Here is a 12,832-nt window from a genome sequence, read left to right as displayed (position 1 = left end):
CAGCGCGATGTGAGAGACGTCGCTGCTCAGGGTCCGTCCCAGCAGCGGCTCGTACCATGGGCCCATGCTCCGCGTCGCCCTCCGTCCCCGCTTCCTGGGGATGCTCGCCCTGATGATCGTGGCGACCCTCGTGTGCGGGCTGCTGGCCACTTGGCAGTGGGACCGTGCGCACCAGGTCATCACCGACCAGGCCGCCGAACCCGCGCAGCTGGGCGACCTCCGCGGCGTGCTCGCGGTGGGAGATCCGGTCACCAACGAGATAGCGGGGGAGATCGTCACCGTGACCGGCAGCTTCGTGCCCGGTGAGCAGGTCATCGTGCCCGGACGGAACATCGGCGGCACTCCGGCCGTGCTCGTGATCTCCTCCCTGCTGGTGGACCAGGGCGACGGCACCCGGGCCCGCCTGCCCGTGGCCCGTGGCTGGCTCCCCGCTGCGGAGGTCACCGACGCCGACGGCCGCATCACCCCCGCACTCGTCCCCGCGGCCCCGCAGGGCGAGATCGAGATCTCCGGCCAGCTGGAAGCCAGCGAAGCGGCCTCCGGCGGTGTGGACGGGGGAGTGGCGCCCGAGATCGCGACCCCGATGCTGGTCAACGAATGGGGATCGCCGATGTACTCCGGCTACGTCTCCCTCGCCGAGCCGTCCGGGACGCTGCGGACGCTGCCCGAGGCGGAGTCCGATTTCTCGCGCGGCCTGAACTGGCAGAACATCGGCTACTCCTTCCAGTGGGTCGCCTTCGGCGGCTTCTTCCTCTTCCTGTGGTGGCGCTCCGTGCGGGCGACGCATCTCGACGAGGTCGCCGACCGTCGCGAGGCGATGCAGAAGCTGCTCGGCGAGGACGACTCCCTCCCCACCCGCTCACCGGCCGTCGTGACGACGACCGCCCCTCCCTCTGACAAGGACGTGTGACCCGTGCCCGCTCCCCGCCCCCTCGACGAAGTCGCCTGCAGGACCGCCTTCGCCCGTTTCCGCGTGGCCTCCTTCGTGGAGGGCATCGCCCTGCTGGTGCTGGTGGGCATCATGACGATGCGCTACGTCGTCTTCGGCGGCGACACCTGGTTCTCCTCGGTCTCCCCGTTCTGGGACCAGGTCTCCTCCGTCTGGTCCCCGATCCACGGCCTGATCTACATGATCTACGTGGTCCTCGGCTTCGACCTGTGGATGAAGATGCGCTGGGGCCTGCCGCGGATGCTGCTGCTGATGTTCTTCGGCATCGTCCCGGTGCTGTCGTTCTTCGGGGAGCGCTGGACCCACCAGCGGGTCGAGTCCGACCTCACCCGTCGACCCACCCTGCAGGACGATGCCCGCGCCGGAGCTCCGGGTGGGGAGTGAGCCCGGCCGGCGAGCGTGACGAGGATTGCGCTCGCGGTGGGCGGACTCCCGCGCCCGAGCGGAGCGCTCGCACGTAGACTCTCTCGGGTGAACGACACCGACCAGCGCCCCGTCCTCGTCGTCGACTTCGGCGCCCAGTACGCACAGCTCATCGCCCGCCGGGTCCGTGAGGCCCAGGTCTACTCGGAGGTCGTCCCGCACTCGCTGACGACCGAGCAGATCCTCGCCAAGCAGCCCAGAGCGATCATCCTCTCCGGCGGACCCAGCTCCGTCTACGCCCAGGGCGCCCCGCGCCTGGACCCGGCGCTGCTGGAGGCCGGAGTGCCCGTGCTCGGGCTCTGCTACGGCTTCCAGTCGATGGCCGCGGCGCTGGACGGCACCGTCGCCCCGACCGGGGTGCGCGAGTACGGCGCGACCCGTCTGGAGAGCATCGACGGCAGCTCGCAGCTGCTCGCCGCGCAGGACACGGAGCAGAACGTGTGGATGAGCCACGGCGACTCCGTGACCGCCGCCCCCGCCGGGTTCGAGGTGGTCGCCACCTCGTCCGGCAGTCCCGTCGCGGCCTTCGAGAACACCGAGAAGCGCCTCTACGGCGTGCAGTGGCACCCCGAGGTCGGCCATTCCGACCGCGGTCAGGAGGTGCTGGAGAACTTCCTCGTGCGCGGCGCCGGCATCGAGCCGACCTGGACCACCGGAGGCGTCATCGAGGAGCAGCTCGAGCGGATCCGCGCCCAGGTGGGCGAGGGCTCCGCGATCTGCGGCCTCTCCGGCGGCGTGGACTCCGCCGTCGCCGCCGCTCTGGTGCAGCGCGCCATCGGTGACCGTCTCACCTGCGTGTACGTGAACCACGGCCTCATGCGCCAGGACGAGTCCGAGCAGATCGAACAGGCCTTCGGCGCGTCCACCGGCGGCGCGAAGCTGGTCATGGTCGACGCCGAGCAGCAGTTCCTCGACGCGCTCGCCGGGGTCACCGATCCCGAGACCAAGCGCAAGATCATCGGTCGCGAGTTCATCCGCACCTTCGAGCAGGCCCAGGCGGACATCCTGCGGGAGCAGGGCGTGGTCGAGGGGGACCACGCCGAGGCGACGGCCTTCCTCGTCCAGGGCACCCTGTACCCGGACGTCGTCGAGTCCGGCGGCGGCGAGGGCGCCGCGAACATCAAGAGCCACCACAACGTGGGCGGCCTGCCCGAGGACCTCTCCTTCGAGCTGGTCGAGCCGCTGCGCGCCCTGTTCAAGGACGAGGTGCGCGCTGTCGGCTCCCAGCTGGGACTGCCCGAGGAGATCGTCTGGCGCCAGCCCTTCCCCGGGCCCGGTCTGGGCATCCGCATCATCGGCGAGGTCACCAAGGAGCGCCTGGACATCCTGCGCGCGGCCGATGCGATCGCCCGCGCCGAGCTCACCGCCGCGGGACTGGACCGCACCATCTGGCAGTGCCCCGTGGTGCTGCTGGCCGACGTGCGCTCCGTGGGCGTGCAGGGCGACGGCCGCACCTACGGCCACCCCGTGGTGCTGCGCCCCGTCACCAGCGACGACGCGATGACCGCCGACTGGGCCAAGGTCCCCTTCGATGTGCTCTCGCGGATCTCCACCCGCATCACCAACGAGGTCAGCGAGATCAACCGCGTCACCCTCGACATCACCAGCAAGCCCCCGGGCACCATCGAGTGGGAGTGAGCTCCCGCTGAGCCCTGGCGCCAGCGCCCCGCACCGATCCGCCGGATCCGGTCGCGGGGCGCTGTGCTGCCCGGGCACGGGTGCTGCCGTGCCCTCTCGCCCCGAGTCGTGAGAAGTGCGGCCTGCGCAGCGTCATGGGCCGCGGAACTCACGACTCGACCGTGCCCGGCGCGGTGATGGCCCGGGTGGATCACCTCGTAGGCAGCCGGAAGCACGGCACCGCCGCGGCGAGGGTCAGCCCGAGCCACACCGAGGTCGCGAGCGTGGTGCCCAGCAGCGTTCCGAGGAGCCCGATCAGCAGCGCGCTCACGGGCATGATGCCCATCGTCGCCGTGCGCTGGGCGCCGGCGACCGCGCCGAGCTTCTCACCAGGGGTGAAGCGCGCGATGAGGTCTGCGCCGGCGACGGCGGAGACCGAGGTGCAGACCCCGGAGACCGCGGAGAAGGCTCCGAGCCAGAGCACCGCCGGTCCCGGGAGGAGCCCGTCACGGACGGTGAGGAGCAGGACCAGCAGCACCCCGGAGCCCGCAGCGAGCGCGGCGCCGATGCGCACCCGGCGCAGTCCGTGGCGCGCCGTGATCCGCGACGCGGAGGCGGCACCGATGACTCCGGCGACCGCTCCCGCCCCGCCGATCGCGGCGAATGCGGCGGGGGAGAGGCCCAGCTCGGTCAGGGCGATGACGGGCAGCAGCGTGTTGGCGGCCATCACCGCGGCGTTGTACAAGGCGCTCGAGGCAGTGACCCGGCGCAGGGTGGGCTCGGAGAGGAGATGGGAGATGCCGTCCTTGAGGGGGACTCGTCGCCCTCTGCGCTGCCCCGAGGAGTCGCCGGCCGGGATATCGATCCCTCGGTACCTCCCTTGCGAGAGGACCGACATCAGGTAGGCGAGGATCACGGCGACCCACGCCAGAGGCGGGACGGCGACGGCGAGCAGCGCAGTGAGCGCCAGCGGGGCCAGGACCGTCCCGATCTGTGCCGTGGTGTGCACTGTGCCCATGGCGGATCGGATCTGATCGAGAGGCACCAGGCGGGGGACCGCGATCCCGCGCCCGGTGGTGAAGGCGACGTCGGCGATGCCGATCACGGCCATCAGCCCGAGCAGGATCATGATCCCGGCAGAGCCCTCGAGCCGATCGAGGGCCCAGGCGAGCAGAGCGAGGGCGAGGACCACCATCCGCAGCACGGTGCTCGTGGTCTTCATCGTGATGGGCCGGGAGAGACGGTCCCCGAGGTGGCCCAGCGGGATGCTGAGCAGCAGGAACATCCCGAGCCCGAGAGAGTGCAGGAGACCGATGGTCGCAGTCCCTGCCCCGAACATGCTCACGACGATGATCGGAGCGAGTGATCGCGCCATCTGGTCCCCGAGCGCCTCGCTGAAGCTGGTGGCGGCGAACCAGCCGAGAGAACGGGACCCGGGTGAGCTTCGTAAGGTCATGCCTGACAGTCTGTCAGGCAATGCCTGACGTTCGCCACCTCGGGATCCAGCGAGATGCGCAAGAATGTCGTGGTGAGATCCGATGACATGTGCAGCCATTGCCTGCTGCCGCGAGCGACAGTGGGCCCTCTGCTGCACAGCCCGCTGGCGACGATCTGCCGGAGTTGTGCGCTCGGTGCCGTCGAGAGGTTCGAGGCCGAGGGGGTGACCGGTGCCGATGACCCCCGGCGTCTGGCCCCGCAATGGCAGCAGGTCGACGACGACACTCTGCTGGGCCGGATCGCCGACATCGCCGGCGCTCGCGACGGGGTCGAGGAGCATCTTGGCGAGTGGGTGGGCAGGCTGCGCGAGCGTGGTGTGAGCTGGGCGCGGATCGGGGCAGCTCTCGGCATGACCCGGCAATCCGCCTGGGAGCGCTTCGAGAAGCGGCGGTGAGGGCCCTGCTGCGGTCCGACGGAGCCGAGGACGTCTCCGCAGCGCGCTGGGCTCCCTCTGGCGGCTGACGGCTCCCGCCCCGACCGATCGGCGGGGCGACTGCTTGCCGCCCCGGAGGCGGAGGGGTTATGTTCCCTGGACGTTGCGCAACGGGGCCCTCTGGTGGCCGTCGCGGCGTCGTCGACCGCAAGGAGGGCAGACCGATGTCCCAGCCTCGGACGGGCACCATCACGACCCAGGTGCCCTCCCGCCTCGACCGGCTGCCCTGGTCACGTTTTCACTGGCGGGTGGTGCTCGGCCTGGGCGGCGTCTGGATCCTCGACGGCCTCGAGGTGACGATGGTCGGCAACGTCGCCGCGCGGCTCACCGAGGACGGCAGCGGGCTGGAGATCAGCGCCGCCCAGATCGGCGTCGCCGGGGCCATCTACATCGTCGGCGCCTGCCTCGGTGCGCTGTTCTTCGGTCAGCTCACCGACCGGCTCGGCCGCAAGAAGCTCTTCCTGTGGACGCTCGTGCTCTACCTGGTGGCGACCGTCGCGACGGCGTTCTCGTTCTCTCCCTGGTTCTTCTTCCTCTGCCGCTTCCTCACCGGCGCCGGGATCGGCGGTGAGTACGCGGCCATCAACTCCGCGATCGACGAGCTGATCCCCGCGAAGGTGCGGGGCCGGGTCGACCTCGTCATCAACGGCTCCTACTGGCTGGGCTCCGCCGCGGGCTCCGCGCTGGCGCTGGTGCTGCTCAGCACGGCCCTGTTCCCCATCGATCTGGGCTGGCGTCTGGCCTTCGGCTTCGGCGCGGTGCTCGGCATCCTCGTGCTCCTCGTCCGGCGCCATGTGCCGGAGAGCCCCCGCTGGCTGTTCATCCACGGCCAGGAGGAGGAGGCCGAGCGGATCGTGCGCGGGATCGAGGAGTCCATCGAGGACGAGAAGGGCGTCGAGCTGCCTCCGGCGGAGGACTCGCTCACCGTCCGCCAGCGCACGGCCATCCCGTTCCGTGAGATCGCCGAGGTCGCGTTCCGGACCTACCCCAGGCGCTCGCTGCTGTGCCTGGCGCTGTTCGTCGGGCAGGCGTTCCTCTACAACGGCATCACCTTCAACCTGGGTGTCCTCCTCTCCACCTTCTACGGCATCGGGGAGGCTCTCGTCCCGCTGTTCATCATCTTCTGGGCGCTGTCGAACTTCGCCGGTCCGGTGATCCTGGGCCACTTCTTCGACTCCGTCGGGCGCAAGCCGATGATCACGCTGGCCTACCTCGGCAGCGCACTGGTGACGTTGCCGCTGGCATGGGTCTTCCTCAGTGAGACCGGTGGACTCACAGCATTCATGATCCTGCTGGTGGTGACCTTCTTCCTGGCCTCCTCCGGGGCCAGCGCCGCGTATCTCACGGCGAGCGAGATCTTCCCGATGGAGACCCGGGCGCTCGCGATCGCCTTCTTCTACGCGGTCGGCACGGCAGTCGGCGGCATCGCCGGTCCGCTGCTGTTCGGCACCCTCATCGGGACCGGGGAGAGGATGCCCGTGGCAGTGGGCTTCCTCATCGCGGCGGCCGTGATGTCCCTGGGCGGCCTGGCCGAGCTGTTCCTCGGGGTCAGGGCGGAGGGCCAGAAGCTCGAGGACCTCGCCACCCCGCTGACCGCTGAGGAGGCCGAGGGCACCGACGGTGACGGCGACAGCGCCGACGGGTCCTCCGGTCGCAATGGTGGCGGCCCGGGTCCGGCGCAGGAGCTCACCTGATGCCCGTGGGATGTCGGGTCTTCGGCCACCGCCCCGCCTTCCGCGCCGACGGCCCCGTCATGCGCTGGGAGTGCGAGCGCGGCTGCGGCGAGGGCGGCGAGAAGGTCTACGCCACCGCGGCGGAGGCGCAGCAGTTCGCTGCGGCCTTCGACCGGCGGGGTGACGCCGGGCTCGGAGAGCGCGCCCCCTTGCTGGGCATGTTCCCGTTGCGGATCTGGCGATGGCTGCGCCGCCGCGACGCCCGCTCCGGCTGAGCGCTGCGCGGTGCAGGGCCGGCTCAGGCCGTCGGCGGCTCGAGCAGGCGGGAGGGGTGCGTGGGGGCCGAGGAGTGCCAGGATCGGGTGCGCTCGTAGGTCGCCCAGCCCATCGCGGCGTAGAGGCCGTCGGCGCCGGTGGGGGAGTCGTCGTCGACCTCGAGCTCGACGTGCGTGCGGCCCCGTTCGGCGGCGTCCTGGAGCGAGGCGTTCAGCAGCGCCTTCGCGATGCCGTGGCCGCGGGCGGAGCGGTGCACCCCGAGGTACTCCAGGTAGGTGCCCTCGCCACGGGCGGCCGTCGCGGGGACGACGGCAGCGACCAGCCCGCCGGCGGGGAGCCAGGTCCCGTCGCGATCGATCTCGGCGATCCACCAGTGGTCCCAGCCCGCCTCGTCCGGGTTCTCGATGAGCCGCTGGACGAACTCGGCGAAGGACTCGCGGTAGGAGTTGAAGTGGTCGGCGAAGGACTCCTCGAGCATCCGGTGCACGGTGCGCACGTCCTGGGCGACCGGCAGGCCGGACTCGTGGCGGTGGACCTGCCGCACGCGGGTGCCCTCGCGGGGTGCGGGCAGCTCCGCGAGCTCTCCAGGATCGACGGGCCGCCGCATGTGCAGCCAGGTGCGGACCCTCTCGTAGCCCGCCGCCTCCAGCAGCCGCGCCCGATCGGTGTCCAGCTCGTTCGCGTCGGCGTCCAGCTGGGTGGTCTCGACCCCGCGTGCCCGGGCGAAGGAGCCGCCCACCTCGACCGCCCAGTCCAGCAGGGCGGCGGCCAGAGCATCGCGCTCGGGGCAGTCCTGGTCGAGCACGAACTGGACGTTGGTGCGACCGGTGGCCCGATCCTCGACGGCGATCCAGGCGACCGGGGGCTGGTCGAGGGAGGGGGAGCCGTCGGCGGCCGTCGGCACCACCACCACTTCCCGGCGGGCCCAGGACTTCAGCCCCACCATCCGTGAGCGCATGCCGGCCTCATCGGCGGCTCCGTCCGGCGTGTGACGGCGGATGTCCGCGGTGACCAGCGCGACGACCGCCGGGACGTCCGCCTCGATCGGCACCCGGGTGGTCAGTCGACCCTCCAGGGCCGCGGGCATCGTGGGCGGGAAGTGATCGGTCAGCAGCATCTGCCCATCTTTTCATGATTCGGTCCCGAACCGCGGTACGGCTCCGGTGCCCTCGAGCTGCTCCCGACCGCTCACCGGGATCGGGCCGGTGTGCGGGTACGGCTCCTGCGGGGTCGGGGCGCGCGGTGGTGGCCGGTGCCGGGCGTTCGGCGGCTGCGGCTCGACAGCAGACCTCGACCGAGTCCTGCGCGCCAACTGTTGCATCCACTGCACTATTTCACTGAGTGCAGAAGCTGTGCTGTGCCGGGCCTACGATGGTCCGGTGAACGAGGAGATGACCACGCCCGATCAGGCCTTGGGGCTGCGGGCGCTGAAGAAGCGCCAGTCCCGCATCGCCATGCATCGCGCCGCCCTCGAGCTCGTCCACGAGAACGGGCTCAGCGGCGTCACGGTCGAGGCCATCGCCCAGCGTGCCGGGGTCTCCACCCGCACCTTCTTCAACCACTGGACCACCAAGGAGTCCGCGATCATCGGCGTGCTCCTGGAGAGCGGCGAAGGGGTCGCCGAGAAGCTGCGGGGGCGGATCGAGGAGGTCGGCCCGCGCGCGGCGCTGCGCTCCGTGATGCGTGAAGCGCTCGCCGCCGCACCGGCGGAACCGGAGCTGCGGGAGCTGAAGCAGCGGGTGATGGCGTCCGAACCGAAGCTGCACACGCTCTCTTCGGGCAATCTGCTGTCGGTGCAGACCGAGATGGTCGAGGCGCTGGCCGATGCTCTCGAGGGCGAGCACGCCCGGGAGCAGGCGAACCTCTCGGTGCAGATCGGTTTCGCGGTCACCCGCAGCGCCTTCGCCGTCTCGATGACCCGCGGCATCGATCTGGGCACCGCCTTCGACGAGGTGCTCGAGCGCTACGACGAGGGCGCCTCGGTCTTCTGAACCGCTGCCTCAGCGCACCAGGCGTCCGTGGCCCACCTCCCAGCCTCCGCGGTCAGCCAGCTGCTCACCGACCACCCGCTCCAGACGGGTGGTGCGCGGCAGGGTCGCGGGGTCGTAGGGCGGGCGTGAGCCGAACACGAAGAACGCGGCGGAATCGGCCCCCGCGGTGCGGGAGACGATCTCCCAGCGGCGCACGAAGGCGCCGAGATTCGATTCCTCCCCGAGCTCCTGCAGCAGCAGTTCGTTCATCAACCAGGAGTCGCAGACGAACTCGTGGCCGAAGGGCGGCGCTGGTTCAGGACGCCCCGTGCCGAGATCTGCGTAGTGGGTCGTGAAGTACTCGGTGGCGCGGGCGAAGGAGTCCTCCACCGCGGCGGGATCCAGAGGGCCGGAGGCCGGGATGTGGGTGCCGATCACCCAGCGCTCCTGCGGCGTCCCCTGCTCGACCCGGTGCAGATCGAACTGCAGTCGGCCCAGATGCACGAGCCGGCCGCGCCAGTTCAGCGCCATCCAGGGCAGCTGGTGCAGTCCCAGCTCCCCGCTGCTGCGGCGGTGGACGCGCATCTGCTGGCCGAGGTCGGCGAGCACCTGCCAGGACTGCTCGGTGCTCAGCCCCCGCTCCCGATGCCAGGCGCGCACCGTGGAGGTGCTCACGGCGAGGGCGAGGATCGAGATCAGGCCCTCGCCGGGTGCGAGACGCTGCTGCAGGGAGTTGTGCGTCGCCTCCAGCGCGCCGAGATCGGCCGCCGGAACCTCGAGCCCGGCGGCCTCGCGCAGCAGGTTCGCCGTACGGGTGATCTCGGCGAGGATCTCCGGATCCTCGAGGGCCGGACCGATCAGGGCGCTGAGCTCGACATGGTCCTGTCCGGTGATGCCCAGCAGCTCCAGCAGCGCGGGGGCCGACGGGGCCCGCAGCATGGCCGCCACCGCGGGGGGTGGCAGCTCGTCGCGGGCGCGGACGGCGCGCGGCGGATCACCGAGGACTTCGAGCTGGTCATGATCGGACATGCCGATACATTAACGTCCCGCGCCCACCATAAGTGAGCTGGGCCGCATGCAGGGGAGCGTCAGCTCACTTCTTGCCCTGATTCGCGACCGCCTCGGCGGCGGCCTTCGCGGCGACCGGGTCGAGGTAGCGGCCACCCCTGGTCACGGGCTGGAAGTCCTCGTCCAGCTCGTACACCAGCGGCTGGCCGGTGGGGATGTTCAGCCCGGAGATCTCCTCGTCGGAGATGCCGTCGAGGTACTTCACCAGTGCGCGCAGCGAGTTGCCGTGGGCGGCGATCAGCACGGTCCTGCCCTCGACCAGGTCGGGCTTGATGCCCTCCTCCCAGTACGGCAGGAAGCGCTCGACGACGTCCTTGAGGCACTCGGCCTTCGGCAGCTGGTCGCCGAGGTCCGCGTACTGGGGATCCTGGTCCTGGGAGAACTCGGTGCCGAACTCGATCTCGGGCGGCGGGGTGTCGTAGGAGCGGCGCCAGGCCATGAACAGCTCCTCGCCGTACTTCTCGCGGATCTCGGCCTTGTTCATGCCCTGCAGCGCGCCGTAGTGGCGCTCGTTCAGCCGCCAGTCCCGCTTGACGGGGATCCAGTGGCGGTCCGCCGCGTCCAGGGACAGGTTCGCGGTCATGATGGCGCGGCGCTGCAGCGAGGTGTGCACCACATCGGGGAGGATCCCGGCCTCCTTGAGGAGGTCGCCGCCCTCCGTGGCCTCCTGGCGGCCCTTCTCGGTGAGGTGGACGTCCACCCAGCCGGTGAACAGGTTCTTCGCATTCCAGTCGCTCTCGCCGTGGCGGAGCAGCACGAGTGTGTAGGTCATGGGGTCAGGGTACGCGGGCCGGCCGGGGGAGTGCAGATCGTGCTCACGGGGTGCCGGGCGCTCGGTGCTCAGGCCTCGAGCAGCAGGGTGAAGGGACCGTCATTGGTGAGCCCCACCCGCATCATCGCGCCGAAGCGGCCGGTCGCGACGGTGACCCCGCGCTCACGGATCGCCTCGACCACCTGCTCCACCAGCGGCTCGGCGACCGGGCCCGGCGCGGCGCCGCTCCAGGACGGCCGGCGCCCCTTGCGCACATCGCCGTAGAGGGTGAACTGGGAGACCACCAGCACCTGCGCCGCGGCATCGAGCACCGAGCGCTCGCCGTCCAGGATCCGCAGCTCGCAGATCTTGCGGGCGATCGTGGCCACCTGCTCGGGACCGTCCGCGTGGGTCACGCCCACCAGGGCCAGCAGGCCCTCGCCCTCGATCGCGCCGACCACCTCGCCACCGACCTCGACCTGGGCACCGTCGACCCTCTGGAGCACTGCACGCATGCCCCGATGGTGGCACAGCCGGCAGGGGCTGGGCGCAGCCGGCGACGCTCGGTGGCGGTGCCGTCAGCCCGGGAGGATCGAGTCGATCCGTCGCTCCTGGGTGGGGGAGTCGTCGCCGGTATCGGACCGGCTGCCGGACGGCTGCGGAGGCGGTGCGTGCGGCTCGTTGGTCTGGACCGGCCTGGGGGAGAGGGACTGCGGAGGCAGGGGGCCGGTGTTCTCCGGCGGCCCCGACTGCGGGGCGGCGTGCTGCGGCGGAACCGGGCGCACCCCCGTCGGGCCCTGCGTCGGCGAGGCGGGATCGGCCGGTCCGGAGTCGGTGACCGGTGGGTTCGCCGCCTGCTTCGCGGCCGTGCGGGCATGCCGCTGGGCCTCGGCACGTCGGGCCGCGGAGACCCACTCCTCGGCGACCCGCACGATCGCCTCGGTCGCGGCCTCCCAGGCCGCCTCCTGCTGGCGGTGCGGACCGGTGGCCAGGGACAGCACCACGCCGGCGGAGCGCAGCGCGAGCTCGGTGGGATCGACCCGCTCCGAGAACATCTCGTGCCAGGTGCCGATGGCCTCCTCGACCCGCTCCTGGGTGGCGCGATCGATGCGGCCGGCGTTGCCGTAGTCGGCCAGGACGCTGAGGTGGGCGAGCAGGCAGGCCAGATCATCGGCCCGGCGGCCCGGACCCACGGTGTCGATGTCGAGCAGGCCCACCACCTTGCCGCTCTCGACGAACACCTGCGCCTCGTAGAAGTCTCCGTGCACCACGTCGTGCGGGCGCATGTCCATCCGCTGCTCGAGGGCGGTGAGGCCATCGCGGAGCGAGCGCACCAGGGCATCCAGCCGCGGCCCGAGCGAAGGGACCGAGGAGCTGACGATCCCGGAGTAGAACTCCACCGAGTCGGTCCACGGCGGGCGCAGCGAGAGCGAGTACATCGAGGCGGGCAGCCGGTCCAGCAGCGCCACCAGATCCTCGGCCCGGCAGGCGTCCACGCCCTCGTCGATCACCGCACGGGCCAGGGGGCGGCCGGGGAGCTCGGCGAGGACCACGAGTCCGTTGTGGTGGGCGATCACCTCGGGCACCGGGACACCGGCCGCGTGCAGTCGATGATGACGGTCCACGATCTCCCCGCTGCGATGGGGCTGCATCACCTTGAGGTAGACCGCCCGGTCTCCCTGCGAGGCGCGCAGCACCGCCCGCCGCCCCGGGCGGTAGGAGACGACGTCGATCGCGATCGGCACCGACGGGTCGGGGCCGATCGCGGCGCCGAGGTCGTGGAGGGTGCGGCCGACGATGTCCGGATAGCAGACCAGCGGCAGCATCGGCAGCCAGGGATCGTGGGGGTAGCGCCACACGCGCACGTTGATGTCGCCGTCGGTCATCACCAGGGTCTGCTCGGCGACGTAGAGGTTCTTCTCGCGCTCGCCGATGTGGGCGCTGGCGCCGAAGAGCTCCTCGCGGGCGGGTGCCTGCGGCCCGTCCAGCTCGGGCCAGGACACCTGGGTGCGGTACAGCGCCTTGGTGCTGCGCCCGGGACGGTGGTCGACGTGGTCGAGCTGCCAGCTGTGCAGCACTCCACCGGAGTTGCCGACGGCCGAGCGGAGCAGTCCTCCCGCGCCGGGCCCGGTGAGGAGCTCGGACCCGTCCTGCGTGTGTGACATGGGTGAATCA

General features: G+C 71.3%; 13 protein-coding genes. 7 read left to right on the top strand and 6 right to left on the bottom strand.

Annotation, left to right across the window (positions count from 1 at the left end):
* Positions 1-64: 64 nt before the first annotated feature.
* The 3 genes from CFK38_RS15100 (at position 65) to guaA (ending at position 3,010) form a co-directional block, all read left to right on the top strand.
* Entirely contained in the window at positions 65-910 is an 846-nt protein-coding gene (locus CFK38_RS15100) for an SURF1 family protein (protein WP_096803815.1), read from the top strand.
* Between the two features lie 3 nt (positions 911-913).
* Complete coding sequence (locus tag CFK38_RS15095; protein WP_096803814.1) at positions 914-1,333, top strand: DUF3817 domain-containing protein; 420 nt, start codon at positions 914-916, stop codon at positions 1,331-1,333.
* 87 nt (positions 1,334-1,420) lie between these two features.
* Positions 1,421-3,010: a glutamine-hydrolyzing GMP synthase gene (guaA, locus tag CFK38_RS15090; protein WP_096803813.1), complete on the top strand. Its 1,590-nt coding sequence runs from the start codon at positions 1,421-1,423 to the stop codon at positions 3,008-3,010.
* A gap of 190 nt (positions 3,011-3,200) precedes the next feature.
* Here guaA and CFK38_RS15085 read toward each other — a convergent pair whose 3' ends face one another.
* Positions 3,201-4,445, bottom strand: coding sequence for an MFS transporter (locus tag CFK38_RS15085; RefSeq protein WP_172895812.1), 1,245 nt, complete (start codon positions 4,443-4,445; stop codon positions 3,201-3,203).
* Positions 4,446-4,517: 72 nt separating this feature from the next.
* Between CFK38_RS15085 and CFK38_RS17320 the strand changes: the two genes are divergently transcribed.
* From CFK38_RS17320 to CFK38_RS15070, 3 genes are all read left to right on the top strand, one after another.
* A complete protein-coding gene (locus tag CFK38_RS17320) occupies positions 4,518-4,880 on the top strand; it encodes a hypothetical protein (RefSeq protein ID WP_172895750.1) in 363 nt (120 codons plus the stop codon).
* A 203-nt stretch (positions 4,881-5,083) separates the two neighbouring features.
* On the top strand, positions 5,084-6,613 hold the full coding sequence (locus CFK38_RS15075; RefSeq protein ID WP_096803811.1) for an MFS transporter: 1,530 nt from the start codon (positions 5,084-5,086) through the stop codon (positions 6,611-6,613).
* Positions 6,613-6,867, top strand: coding sequence for a hypothetical protein (locus CFK38_RS15070; RefSeq protein ID WP_157773505.1), 255 nt, complete (start codon positions 6,613-6,615; stop codon positions 6,865-6,867). Before CFK38_RS15075 ends, CFK38_RS15070 begins: the two co-directional genes overlap by 1 nt.
* Before the next feature lie 23 nt (positions 6,868-6,890).
* Here CFK38_RS15070 and CFK38_RS15065 read toward each other — a convergent pair whose 3' ends face one another.
* The gene (locus tag CFK38_RS15065) at positions 6,891-7,985 is read right to left on the bottom strand and encodes a GNAT family N-acetyltransferase (RefSeq protein ID WP_096803809.1); all 1,095 of its coding nucleotides are present in this window, start codon (positions 7,983-7,985) and stop codon (positions 6,891-6,893) included.
* A 262-nt stretch (positions 7,986-8,247) separates the two neighbouring features.
* Here CFK38_RS15065 and CFK38_RS15060 point away from each other — a divergent pair, with 262 nt between their 5' ends.
* A complete protein-coding gene (locus CFK38_RS15060) occupies positions 8,248-8,859 on the top strand; it encodes a TetR/AcrR family transcriptional regulator (RefSeq protein ID WP_245851109.1) in 612 nt (203 codons plus the stop codon).
* 9 nt (positions 8,860-8,868) lie between these two features.
* On the opposite strand, the gene CFK38_RS15055 is transcribed toward CFK38_RS15060, so the two are convergent.
* The 4 genes from CFK38_RS15055 to CFK38_RS15040 all read right to left on the bottom strand — a co-directional run bounded on the left by CFK38_RS15055 (position 8,869) and on the right by CFK38_RS15040 (position 12,822).
* Positions 8,869-9,867 carry an acyltransferase domain-containing protein gene (locus CFK38_RS15055; RefSeq protein ID WP_096803808.1) on the bottom strand — a complete coding sequence of 333 codons (999 nt, stop codon included), beginning with the start codon at positions 9,865-9,867 and terminating at the stop codon, positions 8,869-8,871.
* Between the two features lie 64 nt (positions 9,868-9,931).
* Entirely contained in the window at positions 9,932-10,678 is a 747-nt protein-coding gene (locus CFK38_RS15050) for a phosphoglyceromutase (protein ID WP_096803807.1), read from the bottom strand.
* A gap of 68 nt (positions 10,679-10,746) precedes the next feature.
* Positions 10,747-11,172 carry a D-aminoacyl-tRNA deacylase gene (dtd, locus tag CFK38_RS15045; RefSeq protein ID WP_096803806.1) on the bottom strand — a complete coding sequence of 142 codons (426 nt, stop codon included), beginning with the start codon at positions 11,170-11,172 and terminating at the stop codon, positions 10,747-10,749.
* Between the two features lie 63 nt (positions 11,173-11,235).
* Positions 11,236-12,822, bottom strand: coding sequence for a phosphotransferase (locus CFK38_RS15040; protein ID WP_096803805.1), 1,587 nt, complete (start codon positions 12,820-12,822; stop codon positions 11,236-11,238).
* Positions 12,823-12,832 lie beyond the last annotated feature (10 nt).

The sequence above is a fragment of the Brachybacterium vulturis genome (assembly GCF_002407185.1).
GTDB lineage: Bacteria > Actinomycetota > Actinomycetes > Actinomycetales > Dermabacteraceae > Brachybacterium > Brachybacterium vulturis.
The sequence above is the reverse complement of the archived record's forward strand: the minus strand, read 5'-3'. Positions and strand labels throughout refer to the sequence as shown.

Bases quoted from the DNA above. Each gene is read 5' to 3' on its own strand.
- CFK38_RS15055 (WP_096803808.1), bottom strand. From the start codon at position 9,867: ATGTCCGATCATGACCAGCTCGAAGTCCTCGGTGATCCGCCGCGCGCC.
- CFK38_RS15100 (WP_096803815.1), top strand. From the start codon at position 65: ATGCTCCGCGTCGCCCTCCGTCCCCGCTTCCTGGGGATGCTCGCCCTG.
- CFK38_RS15065 (WP_096803809.1), bottom strand. From the start codon at position 7,985: ATGCTGCTGACCGATCACTTCCCGCCCACGATGCCCGCGGCCCTGGAG.
- CFK38_RS15050 (WP_096803807.1), bottom strand. From the start codon at position 10,678: ATGACCTACACACTCGTGCTGCTCCGCCACGGCGAGAGCGACTGGAAT.
- dtd (WP_096803806.1), bottom strand. From the start codon at position 11,172: ATGCGTGCAGTGCTCCAGAGGGTCGACGGTGCCCAGGTCGAGGTCGGT.
- CFK38_RS15075 (WP_096803811.1), top strand. From the start codon at position 5,084: ATGTCCCAGCCTCGGACGGGCACCATCACGACCCAGGTGCCCTCCCGC.
- CFK38_RS15040 (WP_096803805.1), bottom strand. From the start codon at position 12,822: ATGTCACACACGCAGGACGGGTCCGAGCTCCTCACCGGGCCCGGCGCG.
- CFK38_RS15085 (WP_172895812.1), bottom strand. From the start codon at position 4,445: ATGACCTTACGAAGCTCACCCGGGTCCCGTTCTCTCGGCTGGTTCGCC.
- CFK38_RS15070 (WP_157773505.1), top strand. From the start codon at position 6,613: ATGCCCGTGGGATGTCGGGTCTTCGGCCACCGCCCCGCCTTCCGCGCC.